Genomic DNA, 20,325 nt, shown 5'->3' with positions numbered 1-20,325 from the left:
TGCGGCCCCCACCGCGCCCGCGCCTCCGGTCGGGACATGGTCCCGACCAGTGGCGAAGTTATGGCTCGCCCGTTTCGGAATGATCAACCGAACTTAGAAACTTTCGACGCCGATGTGCGTGAGCACACACGCATAGTCGCCAGCATCGGGCCCGCGAAGAGCTCGGCCTTGCAGCCAGCGCCGACGTCGCGTCGCAGCCGGACCCGAACGATTCGGGACCGGCTGCGACGCGTCGGCGCCGGAACGTCAGCGCGAAGCACTCCGAGCCGCGGCCAACGCCGCCGCGACGGTGCGGGCGAAGGCGGCCGGATCACGGGGGCTGTCGCCGTCCTGGATCCGGGCGAGGTCGAGCAACGTGCCGGCTTCCTGGGAGATCTCCGATTCGGGTGCGGTCGCCAGGGCCCGGATCAGCGGATGGCGCGGGTTGATCTCCAGCACCGGCTGCCCGGCACCGCCGCGGCCGGCGCGGCGCATCAGCCGCTGCATCTGCAGGTCGGGGCCGGCGGTACCGGCCGAGAGCACCACGGCCGAATCGACCAGCCGGTCGGTGGTGCGCACGTCCGAGACCTCACCGGCCAGCGCCGCCTTCACAGCCGCCACGAAGGCGTCGATGCCTTCCGGCGTCTCCGGCTGGTCACCCTCGGGTGCGAACTTCGACAGGTCGAGGCCGCCCTTGGTGATCGACTTGAGCGGCTTCTCCTCGAAGTTGCCGAGTTGGTCCGGCCAGAAGGCATCGACGTGGTCGGAGAGCAGCAGCACCTCCAGGCCCCGGGCCCTGAAGCCTTCGAGCTGCGGGGACGATTTCAGCGCCTCCGCGTCGTCGGCCACGAGATAGTAGATCGCGTCCTGGCCGTCCTTCATGCGGGCCACGTAGTCCGGCAGCGAGGTCCAGCCGTCCACGGCAGAGGAGCGGAAGCGCAGCAGGGGCGCGATCTCGCCCCGGCGCTCGAAATCCTCGTAGATGCCCTCCTTGAGCACCGCGCCGAAGTTCTCCCAGAAGGTCTGGTAGCTCTCGGCATCCTTGGCGCGGGTGGTCAGCTCGGACACGACGCGGCCGGTGACGGCCCGGCGGATCCGGGCGAGCGCCGGGGTCGATTGCAGCATCTCGCGGGAGACGTTGAGCGGAAGATCCTCGGTGTCGACGACGCCCTGGACGAAGCGCAGCCACGACGGCAGCAACTCGGCCTCGTCGGTGATGAACATCCGGCGGACGTGGAGGCGGACCTTGCTCTGCCGGTCGTTCTCCAGCGCCTGGAACGGCTTCGCGCCGGGCACGAACAGCAGCGCGGAGAATTCCAGCTGGCCCTCGGCGCGCCAGTGCAGGGTCGCCCACGGCTTGTCGAAGTTCATCCCGAGGGCGTGGTAGAACTCATCGTACTGCTCCTCGCTCACCTCGGATTTCGACTTGCGCCAGAGCGCGGTGCCCTGGTTGGCCGATTCGTCCTTGCCGTCCCGCGCGATGGCGATCGGCACGGTGATGAAGTCGGCCCATTTCCGCACGAGGTGATCGAGGCGGTAGGGTTCGAGGTACTCGTCGGCGTCCGCCTTGAGGTGCAGTACGATGTCGGTGCCGGGCTCAGGCCGGGTCGCGGGCTCCAGGGTGTAGCTGCCCTGGCCCTCCGACGCCCAAGTCCAGGCCTCGTCGCTGCCGGCGCGGCGCGACGTGACCGTGACCCGGTCAGCGACCATGAAGGCCGAGTAGAAGCCGACGCCAAACTGGCCGATCAGGCTCGGACGATCCTCGGCCTTGGCCGCATCCAGCGTCTGCGAGAAGGCCCGCGTCCCGGAGCGGGCGATGGTGCCGAGGTTGGACGCCAGATCCTCCTTGGTCATGCCGATGCCGGCATCCGAGACGGTCAGCGTGCGCGCCTCCTTGTCGGGTACGATCCGGACCTTGGCGTCCGGCGGCAGCGCGCTCGCCGCCGAGGTCAGCGCCTCGAACCGGCGCCGGTCCATGGCGTCGGCGGCGTTGGCGACGAGTTCGCGCAGGAAAATCTCGCGGTCGGAATAGAGCGCGTGCACGACGAGGTCGAGGAGCCGACCCACCTCCGCCCCGAACTCGTGCCGCTCAATCGTCTCGCTCACGGGTAATGCCTCCGCATAGGGGAAAATGCGGTGGCGATATGCCCGCCCGCCCGGCCGTTTTCAATGAGGCGGCGACGGGATCGGCGGGACGTGAGCGGCTCAGATCTCGATTTCTGTTCCAACCTCCACGATCTGCCGGGTCGGCAAGCAGAAATGGGCGCCGGTGCGCTCGGCGTTGCGCTTCAGGAAGGCGAACAGCCCCTGGCGCCATAAGGCCATGCCGGGTTTCTTCGACGGGATGACCACCTCGTGGCCGACGAAGTAGGTCAGATCCTCCAGGTATTCCGGCGGGAGCAGCCCGCTCCTCACGGCGCATTGTAGGCCTTCGGGAATCGAGGCGGTCTGCATGAAGCCGTAGCGCAGCACGACGCGCTCCATCCCGGGGGTGTATTTCGAGATCGCCTTGCGGATACCTTGAGCGACCAGGGTAACCTGCGCCCGCTCCTCAGCGGGGATCACCGGCGCCTCCTCGTAGATCACGGTGATCAGCAGGATGCGCTCATGCAGGCATCGGCTGCGCTCGACCAGCCGGCCCAGGGCCATGGGAATGCCCTCGGTGGCTGCGGTGAGGAAGGCTGCGGTTCCAGGCAGCGTCACCGGCGGGTGCGAGGCGAGGCGGGCCAAGAACGTCGCCTCGGGCTGGCGCATGGTCTCGCGCACCGCCTCGAGGACGTGGTTGCCCTTCATCCAGGTCAGCATCAGGAACGCGACCGCCGCGGCCAGCACCAGGGGAAACCAGCCGCCCTCGAACAGCTTCACGCTGTTGGCGGCGAAGAACAGAGCGTCGATGGCGAGGAAAAAACCGTTGACCGCCACGACCAGGATCGGGTTGTAGCCCCAACGGAGCGCGATCAGCGCGGCGAGCAGGGTGGTGATGCCCATCAGCGCCGAGACCGCGATCCCGTAGGCGCCGGCCAGCGCGTCGGAGGAGCCGAACACCACCACGGCAGTGAGGGTCCCCGCGGCGAGCAGCCAGTTCACCGCCGGCACGTAGATCTGGCCGCGCTCGTCCTGGTCGGTATGGACCACCCGCATCATTGGCATGAAGCCGAGCTGGATCGATTGCTGGGTCAGCGAATACACCCCCGAGATCACAGCCTGCGAGGCGATGACGGTGGCCATCGTGGCCAGCGCCACCAGCGGGTAATGCGCCCAGTCGGGGGCCAGCAGGTAGAACGGGTTCTCGATTGCGCCCGGGTCGGCGATCAGCAGGGCGCCCTGGCCGCAATAGTGGATCAGCAGGGCCGGCAGCACGAGGCCGAACCAAGCCGCGCGAATCGCCGGGGCGCCGAAATGGCCGAGATCGGCGTACATCGCCTCGCCGCCGGTAACCGCCAGGAAGGCCGCGCCCAGCATCATGAAACTCACGTGCCAGCCGGCATGGGCCAGGAAGTCTACGGCCCGCCACGGATTGACCGCCCCCAGGATCTCCGGCGCCCGCAGGATGCTGGGGATCGCCAGGAGGACCAGTACCGTGAACCAGACGAGCATCACTGGACCGAACACCCGGCCGATCACCGCCACGCCCTTGTGCTGGACGGCGAACAGCGCGACCAGGATCACCAGGGTGATCGGCACCACGAACGGTGTCAGCACCGGCGCGTCGACCTTCAGCCCCTCGATGGCCGAGAGCACCGAGATCGCCGGAGTGATCGCACCGTCTCCGTAGAGCAAAGCCGCGCCGACGAGGCCGACCACCAGGAGCACGGCCTTCCACGTGCCGGGCTGCGCCTGCCGGGCGCCCAGCAGCGCCAGCATGGCGACGATGCCGCCCTCGCCCCGATTGTCCGCGCGCAGGATCAGCACCGCGTATTTCAGCGACACGATCAGGATCAGCGACCACAGGATCAGCGACACGGCCCCGAGCGCCGCGGCCGGCACCGCGGCGCCCCCGGCGGTGGCCGCCTTCACGGCCTCCTTGAAGGCGTAGAGCGGGCTGGTGCCGATATCCCCATAGACGACGCCGAGCGCCCCCATCATCAGCGCGGGCCCGGGCCCATGCCGAACGGCACCCGGCTTTCGCGCCACCGGCGCGGCAGGCAGAGGGACCGCAGGACCAGCCGCGGGACTGAAGGCTTGGCGCACGGGCGTATCCAGTCGAGGGCGGCACTGACGTGCGCGACCTTAGCAAGCCGGATGCGTCGCGAAAGACTGGATCCGTCTCCGCCACGACCGCGGCGAAGACTTGTCACCCGAACGTGATGACGGTCGAATGAAGCGCGTTGCTCCCTCCCGCTGGCGGCGAGGGAGCAAGATCTCTCAGGCGGCGTCCAGCCCCAGGTCGATGATCGCCGCCGAGTGGGTGATCCAGCCGCAGGAGATCAGGTCCACGCCCGAGGCCGCGACGGCGCCCACGGTCTCGCGGGTGATGCGGCCGGAGGCTTCCGAGAGGGCGCGGCCGTCGATCATCGCCACGGCGCGGGTCAGCAGGTCGGGGCCCATATTGTCGAGGAGGACCGCATCCACGCCGACCGAGAGGGCTTCCTCGAGCTGCTCCAGGCTGTCGACCTCGCACTCGATCTTCACCAGGTGGCCGGCCCGTGCCCGGGCCCGCTGGATCGCCGGCACGATGCCACCGGCCACCGCCACGTGGTTGTCCTTGATCAGCACGGCATCGTCGAGGCCGAAGCGGTGGTTCGAGCCGCCGCCGGCCCGCACCGCGTGCTTCTCGAGGGCGCGCAGGCCCGGCGTCGTCTTGCGGGTGCAGACGATCGAGGCCTTGCCGTGCGGGCGCGCCGCCTCGACGAGGCCGTTCGTCGCCGTCGCGACCCCCGACATCCGACAGAGCAGGTTCAGGGCGACGCGCTCGGCCGTCAGGATCGCCCGGGCCGGCCCGTCGAGCCGCAACACCACGTCGCCGGGCGCGACCCGGGCCCCGTCGCCGCGCTCGACCGTCACGGTCACGGCCGGGTCGATGAGCGCGAACGCGATCGCGGCGGCGTCGGTGCCGGAGATCACCCCGTCCTGGCGGGACGCGATGACGCCGCGCATCCGCTCGCCGGGCGGCACGATCGCGTCGGTGGTGATGTCGCCGGCCCGGCCGAGATCCTCGACCAGGGCGGCCCGCACCACCGGCTCGACCAGAAGACGCGGCAGGGGCAGGATCTCTTCCGTCAGGACCGATCGCGTCATGATGTCAGCTCCGTCGCGGCGGCCGTGGTCTCGCGGCGCTCGGCGTTCGGCGTAGCGAGCGTCGTATCCGTGTGGGCTGCCGGGGCGATATGCGGGAAATCGCTGCGCCAGTGGGCGCCGCGGCTCTCCCGGCGGGTGAGCGCGCCGCGGGCGATCATCAGCGCCACCAGGGCGGCGTCGCAGGTTTCACTGCGGGGTTCGAGCATGGCGACCGCCTGCTCGAGGCCGGCGGCATCGCGGACCACGCCGACCTGCGCCTCCATCAGCCTGCGGATCGACAACAGATCCGCGACCGAACGGGGGCCCACAGTCTCGGGTATGATCGCGCCGGGAAGCGGCGCATCGAGGGCCTCGGCGATGAAGCCGGCATAGGCGAGCCCTTCCAGCAGGGAATTGCTGGCGAGCCGGTTCGCACCGTGGAGGCCCGTGGACGAGACCTCGCCGCAGGCAAAGAGGCCCGGCACCGACGTGGCGCCGTGCGCGTCCACCTTCACGCCGCCCATGTGGTAGTGGGCTGCCGGGCGGACCGGGATCGGCTGCACGGCCGGGTCGATGCCGGCGGCGGCGCAGAGACCCGCCACCGTCGGGAACCGCTTCGGCATCGCCGCCCCGAGGGCGCCGCGCGCGTCGAGATAGACAATGCGGCCGCGTTGCAGCGCCTGGAAGATGCCCCGGGCGACCACGTCGCGCGGGGCGAGGTCGCCCCCGGTGATCCCGGCCATGACGGCTTCGCCGGTCTCGTCGATCAGCCGGGCCCCCTCCCCGCGCAACGCCTCGGTGGCCAGCGGCATCGGGTCGGCCCCGGCCGCGATCGCGGTCGGGTGGAACTGCACGAACTCCATGTCGAGCATCACCGCCCCGGCCCGGGCGGCCAGCGCGAGACCGCCGCCGAGGGCGCCGGGCGGGTTCGTGGTCGCCGCGTAGAGGGCGCCGACGCCGCCGGTGGCCAGCACCACGGCGCGGGCCGGGATTCGGAAGCGGGCGCCGTCGCGCTCGGCCACGATCCCGGCCACCGCGCCACGCGTATCCCGCAGCAGGTCGCAGGCGCGAGCCTCGACGACTTCGATGGAGGGCGCGGACAGGACCGCCCGCACCAGCCCTTCGAGGACCCGGGCGCCGGTGGCGTCGCCGCCGGAGCGGACGATGCGGCGGCGCCCGTGCGCCGCCTCCAGGCCGAGCGCCAGGGCGCCGTCTTCGGTGCGGTCGAACGGGACGCCGATCCGCACCAGCCAATCGATCAGCCCGGGGCCCGCCCGGGCGACCCGGAGCGCCACATCGGGCTCGGTCAGCCCGGCGCCGGCAGCCTCGGTGTCGGCCGCGTGGAGCGACGGCGCGTCGTCGGCGCCGACCGAGGCGGCGATACCGCCTTGGGCCCAGCCGGTGGCGGTGCCGAGGCCCAGGGCCGCGGCGGTGATCAGAGTCACCGGACGCGGCGCGAGCCGCAGCGCGACGCTGAGGCCGGCGACGCCGCCGCCGACCACGACGACGCGGTCGGCCATGTTGGGAGAGACGGCGTTCATCGTCAGCGCACCAGCAGCATGCGCTCGACCGCCGCCCGGGCGCGGTCGGCCAAGGCGGGATCGACCGTGACCTCGTGGGTCAGCGTCTCCAGCGCGCGGCGGATGTTCTTCAGGCTCATCCGCTTCATGTGCGGGCACATGTTGCAGGGCTTGATGAACTCGATGTCCGGGTTCGCCGCCGCGATGTTGTCGGCCATGGAGCACTCGGTCACCAACACGACCTGGCTCGGGCGCTTCTGCAGCACGAAGTCCATCATCATCGCGGTGGAACCGGAGAAGTCCGATTCGGCCACGACGTCCGGCGGGCATTCCGGGTGCGCGATCACCGTGACGCCGGGATAGCTGTCCCGCACGTCGCGGATGTCGGCGGGCGTGAAGCGCTCGTGCACCTCGCAATGGCCGGCCCAGGTCAGGATCTCGACCTCGGGAACCTCGGCCTGGACGTTCTGGGCCAGGAACTCGTCCGGGATCATCAGGACCCGGGGCGCGTTCAGCGACCGCACCACGGCGACGGCGTTGCCGCTCGTGCAGCACAGGTCCGACTCGGCCTTCACGGCGGCCGAGGTGTTCACGTAGGTCACGATCGGCACGCCCGGGTACTTCGCCCGCAGGCCGCGCACGTCGGCGGCCGTGATCGAATCGGCCAGCGAGCAGCCCGCGCCCATGTCCGGGATCAGTACGGTCTTGCTCGGGTTCAGGAGCTTGGCGGTCTCGGCCATGAAGTGGACGCCCGCCAGCACGATCACTTGCGCCTCGACGTTCACCGCCTCGCGCGCCAGCGCCAAGCTGTCGCCGACGATGTCGGCCACCGTGTGGAAGATCTCCGGCGCCTGGTAATTGTGGGCCAGGATCACGGCGTTGCGCTCGCGCTTCAGCCGCAGGATCGCCTCGATATCGGGGGCGAGCGCCGGCCATTCGATCGCGGGAACGTGGCGGCTGACACGGGCGTAGAGATCCGGCAGCGGCAGGCCCGGAACCGACGTACGGGAGACGGGTGACACGGTCGCCGTCATGGCGTCCTCCATTATGCTCAGTTTGAGCATTGTGCCGTCTAACTTATGGGCGCCGGACCCGTCTGTCTAGATATGCTAGCCTTGAGCATAAATCTTTTGCGGCGCAGTGTTATGCCGCGCCGCACAAGGGCTGGTGCGCTCAGCAGAAGGTGGCGGGATCGGGCCCGATCCGCCCGTCGGGCCGGTCGAGGCCGGCGATCTGGGTCATCTCCTGATCGCTGAGCGCGAAATCGAAGACCGAGACATTCTCGACGATACGCTCGGGTCGGGCGGTCTTCGGGATCGCGACACAGCCGATCTGCACCTGCCAGCGCAGCACCACCTGGGCCGGGCTCCTACCGTGCGCCTGGGCGATGGCGACGATGACCGGGTCGTTCAGCTCCTTGCCCCGGCCGAGCGGGCTCCACGACTCGGTGACGATCGTGTGCCGGGCATCGTCGGCACGGGGCTCCTTCCGCTGGAAATGCGGGTGGAGTTCGATCTGGTTGACGGCTGGCGCGACGCCGGTCTCGCCGATCAACGTGGCGATGTGCTCCGGGGTGAAGTTCGAGACGCCGATCGATTTCGCGCGACCTTCGTCGCGCAGCTGGATCATGGACCGCCAGCTTTCCACGAACAGGCGCCGCTGCGGACAGGGCCAGTGGATCAGGTAGAGGTCGACATGATCCTGGCCCAGGCGCTTGAGGCTCTCGTCGAAGGCCTGCCGCGTCGCATCCCGGCCCTGGCGATCGTTCCAGAGTTTGGTGGTGAGGAACACCTCCTCACGCGGGACCGACGATTCGCGGATACCGCGGCCGACGCCTTCCTCATTGCCGTAGGCGGCGGCGGTGTCGATCAGGCGATACCCCGCGCTGAGTGCGTGGCCGACGAGATCGGGAGCCTGGGACTCCGACAATTGCCAGCATCCGAAGCCGATCTGCGGGATGCGGCGCCCATCGTTGAGGGGCAAGGTCGGGACAGTGACGGCCATACTGAGCACTCCGGACGATGTGTTCCGCCCGTTTCACCTGGATCGGACCAAGGGATCGACCAGGGCAGAGATCATACGCCACGGGGAATGGCCGCGGTGAAGGGGCGCAGTCTGGATCGGATCTAATCCACGGGCGCTGACGTTGGGACATTGAATTCCAGGCTGCGCCTCGCCGTGAGCGTCGCGCATGGGCGGGATAGCAGCATGACAGACGACACTCCGACGAAGCCGTTCGCTCTCACGCGTCGCGCTGTCGTGGAAGGCTGCGCCGCAGCCGGGGCATTCGGCGCCCTCGGGCTCCGGCCGGCGTCCGCCGCGGCCGCGGCACCGGGTGATCCAGCCCCGCAGACGATGCCGGTGCGCCTCACGATCAACGGCCAGGCACGCGACTTGGCCCTGGACACGCGCACGACCCTGCTCGACGCCCTGCGGGAGCACCTTGCCCTCACCGGCACCAAGAAGGGCTGTGACCACGGCCAGTGTGGTGCCTGCACGGTTCTGGTGGATGGCCGGCGGATCAATTCCTGCCTGACGCTGGCAGTGATGCACGACGGCGACGCGATCACGACGATCGAGGGCCTGGCGACCGGAGACACGCTCCACCCGATGCAGGCCGCCTTCATCGAGCATGACGGCTTCCAGTGCGGCTACTGCACGCCCGGCCAGATCTGCTCCTCCGTCGGCATGCTGAGCGAGGCCAAGGCGGGATGGCCCAGCCACGTCACCGAGGATATCGCGTCCACCCCGAGCCTTAGCGACGACGAGATCCGCGAGCGGATGAGCGGCAACATCTGCCGCTGCAGTGCCTACCCGAACATCGTCGCGGCGATCCGCGATACCGCCGCCAGCAACCTCTGAGGGGGCGGACATGAAGGCTTTCACCTACGAGCGTCCGGCCACCGTGCAGGACGCAGCCAAGCTCGCGGCCGAGCGGCCGAATGCGAAGTTCATCGCCGGCGGCACCAACCTGCTCGACCTGATGAAGCTCCAGATCGAGACCCCGGCGACGCTGATCGACGTCAACCGGCTGCCCCTCGACAAGGTCGAAGCGACGCCGGAGGGCGGCCTGCGCATCGGGGCACTGGTGCGCAACTCCGACCTCGCTGCGGACGCGCGGGTGCGCAAGGATTACGCGGTTCTGGCGAAGGCCCTGCTCGCCGGCGCCTCGGGCCAGCTGCGCAACAAGGCGACCACCGCCGGCAACCTGCTCCAGCGGACGCGCTGCTACTACTTCTATGACACCGCGATGCCCTGCAACAAGCGCGAGCCCGGCTCCGGCTGTTCCGCGATCGGCGGCTTCAACCGGATCATGGCGGTGCTCGGGACGAGCGAGGCCTGCATCGCCACCAACCCGTCCGACATGAACGTCGCGATGCGGGCGCTCGACGCCACCGTCGAGACCATGGATCCGGCCGGGCAGGCGCGGACCATTCCGATCGCCGAGTTCCACCGGCTTCCGGGCGACACGCCACAGATCGAGACCGACCTGCGCAAGGGCGAGATCATCACCGCGGTGACCCTGCCGAAGCCGGTGGCCGGCCAGCACATCTACCGCAAGGTCCGCGACCGGGCGTCCTACGCCTTCGCGACCGTGTCGGTGGCCGCAATCATCGCGAATGCCGAGGGGGGCAAGCCGACCATGGCGCGGCTCGCTTTCGGCGGCCTGGCGCACAAGCCCTGGCGCGTGGCCGAGGCCGAGGAGGCGCTGGTGCGGACCGGCTCCGCCGATGCCGCCGCCGACGCGGTGCTGAAGGGCGCCCGCGGCTACGGCGCCAACGACTTCAAGATCCCGCTGACGCGGCGGACCCTGCGCGCCGTCATGGCGCAGGCGACCCGCGCGTAAAGAACCCGGCAAGGACAAGTCCCATGGAGATGAACCAGCCGATCGGCCGGACGCCCCTCGACGACCGTCCCGACGGCCTCGTCGGGAAGCCGCTGGACCGGGTCGACGGGCCGCTGAAGGTCACCGGGCACGCGCCCTACGCCTACGAGACCAAGGCGCTCAAGAACCCGGCCTACGGGTACATCGTCCCGGCGACCATCGCGGCCGGCACGATCCGGGCGATCGACGCGGAGGCCGCGCGCCGGGCCCCGGGGACGATCCTGGTCCTGACCCACGAGAACGTGCCGGAGCAGGGTGAGAAGAAGGAGCAGGTCTGGCCGCAGCTCCAGGGCACCGAGATCAAGTTCTACGGGCAGCCCGTGGCGTTCGTGGTCGCCGAGACCTTCGAGCAGGCCCGGGCCGCCGCCATGCTGGTGAAGGTCCGCTACGACGCGGCCAAGCCCAAGGGCTTGCTCAAGGACAACATGGCGGCAGCCTACGAGCCGAAGCCCGTGAACTCGCCACCGGACTCGAAGCTCGGCGACTTCGATACAGCCTTCGCGGCGGCTCCGGTGAAGCTCGACGTCGAATATACGACGCCGCCGCAGATCCACGCCCAGATGGAGCCGCACGCGACCATCGCGTCCTGGGAGGTCGACGGCGTGGTGCTGCACACCGCCAACCAGATGCCGAACCGCGGCCAGAAGGCGCTGGGCTCGGTGCTCAAGCTGCCCCCTGAGAAGGTGAGGATCGTCAGCCCCTATATCGGCGGCGGCTTCGGCGCGAAGCTGCAGGTGCAGCCGGAGGCGACGCTGGCGATCCTGGCCTCCAAGGTGATCCGGCGTCCCGTGAAGGTCGCGATGACCCGGCAACAGGAATTCCACGTCGCGACCCACCGCACCGACACGATCCAGCGCATTCGCCTGGGGGCCGACAAGGACGGGCGTCTCTCGGCGATCGGGCACGAATCCTGGTCCGACACGGCCGAGGGCGACGGCTTCTTCGAGACGTCCGCCAACGTCACCCGCTCGCTCTACGCGGCGCAGAACCGGGTGACACGCCACCGGCTCGTCAACCTGAACATGCCGATCGCCTCGGCGATGCGCGCGCCGGGCGAGGCCGTGGGGCAGCTCGCCTTCGAGTGCGCCATGGACGAGCTGGCCGAGCGCCTGAAGATCGACCCCGTCGAACTGCGGGTGCGCAACGAGCCCGCCGAGGACCCCGAGAAGAAGGTGCCGTTCTCCACGCGCCAGCTCGTGCCCTGCATGCGCGAGGGCGCACGGCTGTTCGGCTGGGACAAGCGCCAGGCGGCGGGCAGCCGGCGCGAGGGCAACTGGCTCGTCGGCATGGGCATGTCGGCCGCCGCCCGGCTCAACCCGCTGATGCCGTCCTCCGCCAAGGTGCGGCTCGGGCCCGACGGGGTGCTGGTCGTGCGCATGGCCATGACCGATCCCGGCACCGGCACCTACACGATCCTGACCCAGATCGCCGGCGAGATGCTGGGGCTTCCGGTTGAGCGGGTCCGGGTTGAGATGGGCGATACCGACTTCCCCTTCGCGGCCGGATCCGGAGGCTCCTTCGGGGCCGGATCGGCGGGCTCCGCGCTCTACGTCGCCTGCGACAACCTCCGGCAGGCGCTGCTGAAGGCGGGCGACCTGAACCCGGAGGGCGCGACTTTCCGGGACGGCGCCGTGACGTCGGGCAACCGCACGGAATCGCTGAAAGACCTCGCCGGCACCGGTCTGGAAGCCGCCGGAGAGATCAAGCCTGGGGAGATGAAGCAGAAATTCTCGCAGTACTCCTACGGCGCACACTTCGCGGAAGTCGGCGTCGATGCCGATACCGGGGAGATCAGGCTTCGTAGAATGCTGGGTGTCTTCACCGGCGGCCGCATCCTCAACGCGAAGACTGCGCGGAGCCAGGCGATCGGCGGCATGACCTTCGGCGTCGGCGCGGCCTTGATGGAGGATGCGGTGGTCGATCCCCGCTACAGCTTCTTCGTCAACCACGACATGGCCGAGTACCACGTGCCGGTCCATGCCGACGTGCCGGTGATCGACGCGGTGTTCCTGCCCGAGCTCGACGACAAGACGAATCCGCTGAAGAGCAAGGGGCTCGGCGAGCTCGGCATCTGCGGTGCCGGGGCCGCCCTGGCCAACGCGATCCACAACGCCACCGGCATCCGGATCCGCGAATACCCCATGACCCTCGACAAGGTGCTCAAGGGCTTCGAGGAGCAGGAGGGCCAGGCCCAGCGCCGGACCTGACGCGGTCCGCATCGGCGTTCGCCTCACCCACGGTTGACGGGTGGCGCGCCGATGCGGGACACCCGGGCAAAACCCAAGACGCGGGGAACGCCCTTTGTCCGACGCCCTCCGGCCCCATGAGCGCCACCCCCCGGCCCGCTTCAACGCGGCCCGGTACTGTCTGGCCGAGAACGCGCGGCTGCGCCCGGACAAGACCGCGCTGGTGCTGGTCGGCGACGGCACCGTGAGCCGGCTCAGCTTCGGCGAGGTCGACCGGGCGGTGCGCAGCATCGCGGCGGGGCTGCTCGGGCTCGGGTTGACGCCCGGCGACCGGGTGATGATCCGGATGGGCAACGAGGCCGATTACGTCCTGGTCTATTTCGGCGCCCTGGCCGCGGGCTTGGTGGCCCTGCCGTCCTCGCCCCAGCTGACCGAGGGCGAGGCCGCCTTCCTGATGGAGAATTCCGGCGCCCGGGCGGTCGTGGTCGGCGGCGGGTGCACGGTGCCGCCCGAGGCCCTGGGGGGCCGCATCCTGCTCGACGCCGCCGCAATCACCGCCCTGAAGGGCACCGCCCCGCTGCCGGACTACGCCGACACCGCCGCCGACGACCCGGCGATGCTGATCTACACCTCCGGCACGACCAGCCGGCCCAAGGGGGTGCTCCATGCCCACCGGGCGGCCTACGGCCGCTGGCCCATGGTCGCGCACTGGATCGGGCTCGGCGAGTCCGACGTGATGCTGCATGCCGGCACCATGAACTGGACCTACACGCTGGGCGTCGGCCTGAGCGATCCGTGGTCGGTGGGTGCCACCGCGGTGCTCTACAACGGCCCCCGCGACCCGTCGGTCTGGCCGCGCCTGATCGCGGCGTACAGCGCCACCCTGTTCGCCGCGGTCCCGACCCTCTACCGTCAGATCCTGAAGTACGGCGCCCTCGAAAGCCACGACCTGTCGAGCCTGCGCCACGGCTGCACCGCGGGCGAGCCGCTGTCGATCGAGCTGCTCGAGGCCTGGACCCGCGCCACCGGCAAGCCGCTCTACGAGGCGCTCGGGATGAGCGAGATCTCGACCTACATCTCCAGCGGCCCCACCATACCGGTGCGCCCGGGCTCCCCGGGCCGGCCGCAGCCCGGCCGGCGCGTGGCGATCCTGCCGGTGGAGGGGGAGCCCGTGCCGCTGCCGGCCGGTGAGACCGGCGTCCTGGCGGTGCACCGCTCCGAGCCCGCGCTGATGCTCGGGTACTGGAACCGCCCCGACGAGGAGGCCGAGGTGATGCGCGGCGACTGGTTCGTCGGCGGCGACCTCGCCCGGCTCGATGCCGACGGCTACGTCTGGTTCGAGGGCCGCAACAACGACCTGATGAAGGCCGTGGGCTACCGGGTCTCGCCGAACGAGGTCGAAGTCGTGCTCTCGGCTCATCCGTCCGTGGCGGAGGTCGGGGTGGCCGAGCTGCCGGTGCGCGCCGACGTCTCGGTGATCTGCGGCTTCGTGGTGCTCCAGCCCGGCGCCGAGTCCGACGCCGAGGCCCTGCTCGCCTGGTGCGAGGCGCGGCTCGCCGCCTACAAGCGCCCGCGGGAGATCCGCTTTCTCGACGCCCTGCCCCGAACCGCCAACGGCAAGGTGCAGCGCAAGCGGCTGGTTGAGGCGGTGGGGTGAGGTGGCATCCTCCAGCCCCTCTGCAAAATGAGCGATTACTAATCGGACTCGAGGACTTTCAAGACGCGGGTCGTTACTTGCGGCACGCAAACATCCACCCTGTCATCCCGGGGCCGCGAAGCGGAGCCCGGAATGACAGGGCGGCTTATTCTGTCGGATCCGCAGTTGTGGGCCCGCGGGCTTCCGCAATCGCACCCCTACAACAGTGTCCCCCGCAGGATCAGCAGCGCCACGGAGAAATAAATCACCAGCCCGGTCACATCGACCAGCGTGGCCACGAACGGGGCCGAGGCGGTGGCGGGGTCGAAGCCGATCCGTTGCAGGATGAACGGCAGCATCGAGCCGGCGAGCGAACCGAACATCACGATCCCGATCAGCGCCGAACCCACGGTGGCGGCCACCAGCGGCCAATGCTCGCCGTAATCGTACAGGCCGAGCTTCTGCCAGGCCACGATCCGGATCACCGCGATGACCCCCAGGATGCTGCCCAGAACGATCCCGGTGGGCAATTCGCGTAGCGCCACCCGCCACCAGTCGCCGAGGCGGATCTGGTGCAGGGCGAGCGCGCGGATCAGCAGGGAGGTCGCCTGCGAGCCGGAATTGCCGCCCGAACTCATGATCAGCGGGATGAACAGGGTCAGGACGATCGCCTTCTCCAATTCACCCTCAAAACCCTGCATCGCCGAGGCGGTGAGCATCTCGGAGAGGAACAGCGCGCAGAGCCAGCCGGCGCGCTTCCGGATCATCGTGAAGAAGCCGATATCCATGTAGGGCTCGGGCAGCGCCTCCATGCCGCCGAAGCGCTGCACGTCCTGGGTCTGCTTCTCGACCATGGCGTCGATCATGTCGTCCACCGTGACGATGCCGATCAGGTGCCCGACGGCGTCGACCACGGGCAGCGCCAGCAGGTCGTATTTCGAGATCAGCCGGGCCGCCTCCTCGCGGCTCGCCGTCGGCGAGACGGCGAGCGGCCGTCGCCCCGGGGCGACGCTGAGCACGTTGTCGCTCGGGTCGCCCGAGATCAGCCGGCGCAGGGGCACCGCCTTGGTCAGCGCCCGGGTGCGCGGGTCGAGCACGAAGATCGCGTAGATGGTCTCGCGGGTCTTCTCGACGTGGCGGATGTGCTCCAGCGTCTGGCCCACCGTCCAGGTGCCCGGCACCGTGACGAACTCGGTGGTCATCAGCGAGCCGACCGTCTCCTCGCCGTAGGCCGACAGCCGGTCGACGGCGCCGCGGGTCTCGGCGTCGAGGCGGGCGCGCAGGTCGGAGCGCCCGGGCTCCTCGATCTCTCGGAACACGTCCGTGACCCGGTCGGCCGACATGCCCGAGAGGTAGGCCGCCACCCGGTCGCGCGGCAGCATCTCAATGATGTCGGCGGCCATATCGAGTTCGGGCTGGTCCAGCACCTCGATCGCCCGATCCATCGGCAGGCCGAGGATGATCGCCGCGGCGACCTCGGGGGCCTCCTCGTTCAGGGCCTCGACGATGTCGGGGGCGCGCTCGTCCGACAGGCGTGCGGCCAGCACGGACGGGTCGACGCGCGCGTCGATGGGGGCGATCTCGTTCATGGCCTCGCCTCGCGGATGACGAGACGGCGCGCCGCCGGTCTTGCTGGTTGAGGGCCGCGACCGGCGGCCCACGCCGCTCACCCCGCGGCCGGGCCTCTCAGCGGCTCAGGCGGGATGACGGCGCGTCGCCGGACACGGCAGGCACGATCGGTCTGGCACGTCGCTTCGCTGTCGATGCTGAAAGGGAGCGCGGGCCACCCGCATGGCGTCCCGACGCGGCTGCCTCGTGCCCCTACGGGAATAGTCCGTCAAGCCGAAACCAGCGTGTGTTCCCCGTTCGCCGCTTCGATCCCGACGGTGCGTGGCCGGGAAGTCGCGACGGCCCGCGCGCCCTACGCCCTAGCTCCCTATGAGAAATATAAGTGTTGTGCTCGCTTGTATTGCGCCCAAGATATTGCCTATATGGTCCTCAGCAACACCGAGGAGAAACGCCATGGCTTGGTCCGCCCCCATCGTTTCCGAAATCTGCGTCGGCATGGAAGTCACCAGCTACGAGTCGGCTGAGATCGACACCTTCAACTAAGCAGTCGACATTCAGAATACAGAAAGGCGCCGCTTCGCAGGAAGCGGCGCCTTTTTCGTGCGCGTCTGAGAGTGAGGAAGCTGGGTATCTGCCTGCCGAGCGTCAGGCGGCGTGATCTTCAGCTTGCCAGGAAACCATACAGACAGGAGCCGGCCTCCGGTGCGGCGGCGAGGCCCTCAGCATGCAAATCAGGCTGGTCCGCGCAGTCCGAATCGCGGACTGGTGCCGCAAATCCTGTCGCTGCCTGAAGCGGTCACACGCAGAGAAACAGGACAGTCGCAGGTCCAGCACGCAGGCCCGGATTGAGGCGCTTGACGGTATACCCTGCCACGTCGATGGATTCGGCGACCGGCCCCGGTGATTTGAGGGGTTTTCCGAACCAGCCCCAAACCCGTCCGCGAAGCCGATGGAGCCGCGTCGTGATGCGGATGCGGCGTACGGCCGCCGGGGCTCAGAGCGTTCCGATCAGGACCAGCAGCATCGTCGTGGCGACGGTGGTGCTGATAAAGCCGCAGAGCGCTGCCGCGAAGGACGGGCCGGTGCGGTCGGCGGTGGGCGCCTGGAGGTCGGACGACAGCAGGGCGGTGGTCATCGGCGCATAACCTTGTCGGCGACGTGCGTCGCTCGTGTCGGGATGATGCTGCGGGGCCTGAACGTATGCGGTGCGCGGACGCACCCGGTCAGTCGCAGCGGTTGATTTTCTTGGCGATGCGGAGACCGCGCAGCTCGCTGCGCAGATCGATGGCCACCACGCCCTCGCCGCAGCGTTCGAAGGCGTCACGAGCGTCGTCGTAGCGGTCGCCGACCTCGTCCAGCGTGTCGCAGACGCGGTCGTGGTTCCCCAGCCGCGCCTCCTGGCGCGCCTGGAAGCGGAGGGCGCTGGCCTCGTCCACCTTGCGCTGCGCATCGAGGCATGCCGGCAGGGCCAGCGCCGCGTTGCTCAGAGCGAAGAGAGACAGGGCCCCGACCAACGCCGACTTGGCGAGGGCGGATTGGGTGGAGAAGCCGGTCTTGGGAGAGGCCGAACGGATACGCACGGGATCACTCACGGAACGGTCAATCTGGCGATCCCGCAGGCGGGGCGCCGGGGTTTCTCGGGAGCGGATCGAGACCGCCCCCTCTCTGTCCGCTGAAACGGTGAAGCTGCCGTGAAGGTTCCGGCCGGACTACGCCTTCCGACGGAGCCGCGAGGTGAGGATTGCGGAGAGCCCAACCGGGGCCGGACCCATCGGGTCGACGCCGACATCGTACTGCTTCGGCATCGGCTTGAGCTTGCCATGGCTGTGGCCGTGCAGGTTGAGGGCGCCCCGGCCCATCCCGTTCCAGGTCCGGAACGCATAGTGGCACAGCACCACCATCCGGTCGTCGACCACGCGTTCCGCGTAATGGCGCACCGAGGCCCAGCCGGGGGCCTCAAGGGTGTCGGGACCGTCGTTGTTGCCCACGATCAGGTGCTTCTCGCCGTTGAGCCCGCCGAGGATCTCGCGGATCCGCGCCCCGCTCGGGCCGAGGGCGAAATCCCCGAGGTGCCAGACTGTGTCGCCGGGGGCCACAGCGGCGTTCCAGGCTGCGATCAGGCCGGCATCGTGGGCTTCGAGATCCGGGTAAGGCCTGTGGTCGAAGCGCAGCGCGCGCAGGTCGCCGAAATGGGTATCGCCCGTGAAGAAGGTGGCCACCTGTGCGATTCCTCAAGCGTTCGTCCCGACGTCCATACGACCGACCATGGCGATGGCCACCGGAAACCGCAGAGGGCAGAGCCGATCCCGCGGCTTGACCGCGGGATCGGCGCTTTGCGAAATCCTCAGGCCGCCAACTGCCGGGTGCCGTGGCCGCCTTCCTGGATCTCCTCGACGATCTTCGCGCAGAAGGCGTCGAGGTCGCCCGGGTTGCGGCTGGTGATGACGCCCTGGTCGGTCACCACCTCCCGGTCGTGCCAGCGGCCACCGGCGTTGATCACGTCGGTGCGGATCGACGCGAACGAGGTCATGTCGCGGCCCTTGGCCGCGCCCGCCTCGATCAACAGCCACGGGGCGTGGCAGATCGCGGCCACGACCTTGCCGGAGGTGAAGAAGCTCCGGATCACCTCCAGGGCCTTGGGCTCGAGCCGGAGCTTGTCCGGATTGATCTGGCCGCCCGGAAGCACCAGGGCGTCGTAGTCGGCGGGATCGACGCGCTCGAGATCGATGTCGACCGCGACCTCCTTGCCCCAATCGGTCTTGTCCCAGCCCCGGATCGTACCCTTGCTCTCGCGGGATTGCGGCGCCGACACCGCGACGGAGGCGCCGGCTTCGGCCAGCCTGGCTTGCGGAACGGTCAGTTCGCTTTCCTCGAAGCCGTCTGTGGCGAGGATCAGGATCTTGGCCTGGCGGATATCGGGCATGGCGAGCCTCCTTCTGGGGGTTTGCCCGGACAACCGAGGTCGATAGGCCGTGTTCCGATGGCGGCGGATCGCGAGGCCGTCGCCTGGAACCCCCGGAGGAGCGGCCCGTTGGTCCGGCATCTCGAAAACCAACAGGAGACCGCCATGGCCAACCCAGGCCTTCCCGAGCCTACGCCCGGCGATCTGCCGCCTCCGCCGCCCACGCCCGACGAGGAGCCGGATATCGGACCGACCGGACCGCGCTCGCCCTATCCCGTGAACGATCCCAGCATCGGCGAGCCGGGCGGGCCGGGCTCGGAGCCCGATGTCTTCCCGGGGGCGCCCACCGACCCGGGCACCCGGATGTGATCCGACCGGATGTGATCAATGGCCGCCGTGCGAGGTGCGTACGTCGCGCGGCGCGCTGAGGATCTCGGAGAGGCTCGTCACCACGTGGCGGGCCTCTTCGTCCGTCAGACGCAACTGGAACGGCGGCAGCGCGCCCGCCTGAAGTGCGACGACGGCCTGCCCCTCCTCGTCGGTGCCGATCTCGATCGCCGAGGACGTCACGTCCAGCACGGCGATTTCTTCGTCGCCCAGGCCGTCGCCCAGGTCCGGCTCGTCCGTGTCGTCGATGGCCGTGAGGAGTTGGCCGACGGCGCGCACCAGCGCGCGCGCGGCGCGGGCATCCATCACCACCGCCGTCGCCTGATCGTCCTTCTGAAAGGACAGCTGGATGTTCGCACCGTCCAGCGAGACCGAAATGCCTGCCATGTATCGCCCGGGAGCCTCGCGCCTTAACTGCCTGTCCGCGTTCCGTATATGCATCGGGATCGGCGGAAATCCCAGGGGGCGTCACGCCGCCGCGGTGGTCGCGTCGCGGCCCGCGACGCAGAAGTTGTGCCCGAAACGCCTTGTTGCCGCCGCAGCCAGCGCCTAAATGATGCGTCGGGGGGCTTACCCACCGAGACCGGCGCTTTTCAACGCCCAGCGTCTCGCGCCCTGCCACACTGGCCAACCCAGCAAGACCGTGGTGCATCGCGCGGCTTTTTCGCCGTGCGCATGGCCTATGGACGAACGAGGTACCCTACGTGAATACCGGCACTGTGAAGTGGTATAACGAGACCAAGGGCTACGGCTTCATTCAGCCCGACGATGGCGGCAAGGACGTTTTCGTTCACATCTCCGCCGTAGAGCGGGCTGGGATGCGCAACTTGGTCGAGGGCCAGCGGCTCTCGTACGAGATCCTGACGGACAAGCGCAGCGGCAAGGACGCCGCCGGCAACCTTCAGGCGGCCTGAACCCCAGCGGGATCTTACCGGCCGCGCGGCGGCTCCCCCTTCCGACGCTTCCATCCGGGCGAGACCGTCCGGACGAGGGGGCGTCGGAGGCAACCAGCAGAAACGACGCCGGGCGCGCACAGACGTCCG

Annotated in this window: 19 protein-coding genes; 7 read left to right on the top strand and 12 right to left on the bottom strand. The window is 69.4% G+C overall.

Annotation, left to right across the window (positions count from 1 at the left end; all coding sequences use genetic code 11):
* Positions 1-246 precede the first annotated feature (246 nt).
* The 6 genes from htpG to FV233_RS03615 form a co-directional block, all read right to left on the bottom strand.
* Positions 247-2,085 (bottom strand): molecular chaperone HtpG, encoded by a 1,839-nt coding sequence (htpG, locus tag FV233_RS03640; RefSeq protein WP_147856057.1) that lies wholly within the window; start codon positions 2,083-2,085, stop codon positions 247-249.
* 99 nt (positions 2,086-2,184) lie between these two features.
* Positions 2,185-4,065 (bottom strand): KUP/HAK/KT family potassium transporter, encoded by a 1,881-nt coding sequence (locus tag FV233_RS03635; protein ID WP_238261051.1) that lies wholly within the window; start codon positions 4,063-4,065, stop codon positions 2,185-2,187.
* Between the two features lie 279 nt (positions 4,066-4,344).
* A complete protein-coding gene (nadC, locus tag FV233_RS03630) occupies positions 4,345-5,217 on the bottom strand; it encodes a carboxylating nicotinate-nucleotide diphosphorylase (RefSeq protein WP_147854738.1) in 873 nt (290 codons plus the stop codon).
* Positions 5,214-6,737, bottom strand: coding sequence for an L-aspartate oxidase (locus FV233_RS03625; protein ID WP_147896640.1), 1,524 nt, complete (start codon positions 6,735-6,737; stop codon positions 5,214-5,216). The genes nadC and FV233_RS03625 overlap by 4 nt, the downstream gene beginning before the upstream one ends.
* A 2-nt stretch (positions 6,738-6,739) precedes the next feature.
* Entirely contained in the window at positions 6,740-7,750 is a 1,011-nt protein-coding gene (gene nadA, locus FV233_RS03620; protein WP_147854433.1) for a quinolinate synthase NadA, read from the bottom strand.
* A 139-nt stretch (positions 7,751-7,889) separates the two neighbouring features.
* The gene (locus FV233_RS03615) at positions 7,890-8,720 is read right to left on the bottom strand and encodes an aldo/keto reductase (RefSeq protein WP_147854432.1); all 831 of its coding nucleotides are present in this window, start codon (positions 8,718-8,720) and stop codon (positions 7,890-7,892) included.
* Between the two features lie 204 nt (positions 8,721-8,924).
* On the opposite strand from FV233_RS03615, the gene paoA reads away from it, so the two are divergent.
* The 4 genes from paoA to FV233_RS03595 all read left to right on the top strand — a co-directional run bounded on the left by paoA (position 8,925) and on the right by FV233_RS03595 (position 14,445).
* Positions 8,925-9,578, top strand: coding sequence for an aldehyde dehydrogenase iron-sulfur subunit PaoA (gene paoA / locus FV233_RS03610; protein ID WP_147896639.1), 654 nt, complete (start codon positions 8,925-8,927; stop codon positions 9,576-9,578).
* 10 nt (positions 9,579-9,588) lie between these two features.
* Positions 9,589-10,563, top strand: a complete 975-nt coding sequence (locus FV233_RS03605) for a xanthine dehydrogenase family protein subunit M (RefSeq protein WP_147896638.1) — start codon at positions 9,589-9,591, stop codon at positions 10,561-10,563.
* A gap of 23 nt (positions 10,564-10,586) precedes the next feature.
* Positions 10,587-12,809: a xanthine dehydrogenase family protein molybdopterin-binding subunit gene (locus tag FV233_RS03600; protein ID WP_147896637.1), complete on the top strand. Its 2,223-nt coding sequence runs from the start codon at positions 10,587-10,589 to the stop codon at positions 12,807-12,809.
* A gap of 94 nt (positions 12,810-12,903) precedes the next feature.
* Positions 12,904-14,445 carry an AMP-binding protein gene (locus FV233_RS03595; RefSeq protein WP_147896636.1) on the top strand — a complete coding sequence of 514 codons (1,542 nt, stop codon included), beginning with the start codon at positions 12,904-12,906 and terminating at the stop codon, positions 14,443-14,445.
* A 197-nt stretch (positions 14,446-14,642) separates the two neighbouring features.
* Here FV233_RS03595 and mgtE read toward each other — a convergent pair whose 3' ends face one another.
* Entirely contained in the window at positions 14,643-16,013 is a 1,371-nt protein-coding gene (mgtE, locus tag FV233_RS03590; protein WP_147854659.1) for a magnesium transporter, read from the bottom strand.
* Positions 16,014-16,446: 433 nt separating this feature from the next.
* Between mgtE and pqqA the strand changes: the two genes are divergently transcribed.
* A complete protein-coding gene (pqqA, locus tag FV233_RS03585) occupies positions 16,447-16,536 on the top strand; it encodes a pyrroloquinoline quinone precursor peptide PqqA (protein ID WP_007559223.1) in 90 nt (29 codons plus the stop codon).
* Positions 16,537-16,987: 451 nt separating this feature from the next.
* Here pqqA and FV233_RS30125 read toward each other — a convergent pair whose 3' ends face one another.
* The 4 genes from FV233_RS30125 to FV233_RS03570 form a co-directional block, all read right to left on the bottom strand.
* Positions 16,988-17,128 (bottom strand): hypothetical protein, encoded by a 141-nt coding sequence (locus FV233_RS30125; protein ID WP_187277700.1) that lies wholly within the window; start codon positions 17,126-17,128, stop codon positions 16,988-16,990.
* An 88-nt stretch (positions 17,129-17,216) separates the two neighbouring features.
* Entirely contained in the window at positions 17,217-17,507 is a 291-nt protein-coding gene (locus FV233_RS03580; protein ID WP_147896661.1) for a hypothetical protein, read from the bottom strand.
* A 195-nt stretch (positions 17,508-17,702) separates the two neighbouring features.
* Positions 17,703-18,212: a metallophosphoesterase gene (locus tag FV233_RS03575; protein ID WP_147896635.1), complete on the bottom strand. Its 510-nt coding sequence runs from the start codon at positions 18,210-18,212 to the stop codon at positions 17,703-17,705.
* A gap of 125 nt (positions 18,213-18,337) precedes the next feature.
* A complete protein-coding gene (locus FV233_RS03570; protein WP_147896634.1) occupies positions 18,338-18,916 on the bottom strand; it encodes a type 1 glutamine amidotransferase domain-containing protein in 579 nt (192 codons plus the stop codon).
* A gap of 144 nt (positions 18,917-19,060) precedes the next feature.
* Between FV233_RS03570 and FV233_RS03565 the strand changes: the two genes are divergently transcribed.
* A complete protein-coding gene (locus FV233_RS03565) occupies positions 19,061-19,264 on the top strand; it encodes a hypothetical protein (RefSeq protein ID WP_147896633.1) in 204 nt (67 codons plus the stop codon).
* A gap of 15 nt (positions 19,265-19,279) precedes the next feature.
* Here the strand turns inward: FV233_RS03565 and FV233_RS03560 are convergent, their stop codons facing one another.
* Positions 19,280-19,669: a hypothetical protein gene (locus FV233_RS03560; protein WP_147896632.1), complete on the bottom strand. Its 390-nt coding sequence runs from the start codon at positions 19,667-19,669 to the stop codon at positions 19,280-19,282.
* A 317-nt stretch (positions 19,670-19,986) separates the two neighbouring features.
* On the opposite strand from FV233_RS03560, the gene FV233_RS03555 reads away from it, so the two are divergent.
* Positions 19,987-20,196 carry a cold-shock protein gene (locus FV233_RS03555; protein ID WP_007565868.1) on the top strand — a complete coding sequence of 70 codons (210 nt, stop codon included), beginning with the start codon at positions 19,987-19,989 and terminating at the stop codon, positions 20,194-20,196.
* Positions 20,197-20,325: the final 129 nt, after the last annotated feature.

This window comes from Methylobacterium sp. WL7 (assembly GCF_008040085.1).
Taxonomy (GTDB): domain Bacteria; phylum Pseudomonadota; class Alphaproteobacteria; order Rhizobiales; family Beijerinckiaceae; genus Methylobacterium; species Methylobacterium mesophilicum.
Note: the sequence above shows the minus strand (reverse complement) of the source record. Positions and strands in the feature narration are given on the sequence as shown.

Coding starts and splice junctions, on each gene's coding strand:
- pqqA (WP_007559223.1), top strand. CDS start 16,447: ATGGCTTGGTCCGCCCCCATCGTTTCCGAAATCTGCGTCGGCATGGAA.
- nadC (WP_147854738.1), bottom strand. CDS start 5,217: ATGACGCGATCGGTCCTGACGGAAGAGATCCTGCCCCTGCCGCGTCTT.
- FV233_RS03570 (WP_147896634.1), bottom strand. CDS start 18,916: ATGCCCGATATCCGCCAGGCCAAGATCCTGATCCTCGCCACAGACGGC.
- FV233_RS03605 (WP_147896638.1), top strand. CDS start 9,589: ATGAAGGCTTTCACCTACGAGCGTCCGGCCACCGTGCAGGACGCAGCC.
- FV233_RS03625 (WP_147896640.1), bottom strand. CDS start 6,737: ATGAACGCCGTCTCTCCCAACATGGCCGACCGCGTCGTCGTGGTCGGC.
- paoA (WP_147896639.1), top strand. CDS start 8,925: ATGACAGACGACACTCCGACGAAGCCGTTCGCTCTCACGCGTCGCGCT.
- mgtE (WP_147854659.1), bottom strand. CDS start 16,013: ATGAACGAGATCGCCCCCATCGACGCGCGCGTCGACCCGTCCGTGCTG.
- FV233_RS03560 (WP_147896632.1), bottom strand. CDS start 19,669: ATGGCAGGCATTTCGGTCTCGCTGGACGGTGCGAACATCCAGCTGTCC.
- FV233_RS03615 (WP_147854432.1), bottom strand. CDS start 8,720: ATGGCCGTCACTGTCCCGACCTTGCCCCTCAACGATGGGCGCCGCATC.
- FV233_RS03600 (WP_147896637.1), top strand. CDS start 10,587: ATGGAGATGAACCAGCCGATCGGCCGGACGCCCCTCGACGACCGTCCC.
- FV233_RS30125 (WP_187277700.1), bottom strand. CDS start 17,128: ATGACCACCGCCCTGCTGTCGTCCGACCTCCAGGCGCCCACCGCCGAC.
- nadA (WP_147854433.1), bottom strand. CDS start 7,750: ATGACGGCGACCGTGTCACCCGTCTCCCGTACGTCGGTTCCGGGCCTG.
- FV233_RS03635 (WP_238261051.1), bottom strand. CDS start 4,065: ATGATGGGGGCGCTCGGCGTCGTCTATGGGGATATCGGCACCAGCCCG.
- FV233_RS03565 (WP_147896633.1), top strand. CDS start 19,061: ATGGCCAACCCAGGCCTTCCCGAGCCTACGCCCGGCGATCTGCCGCCT.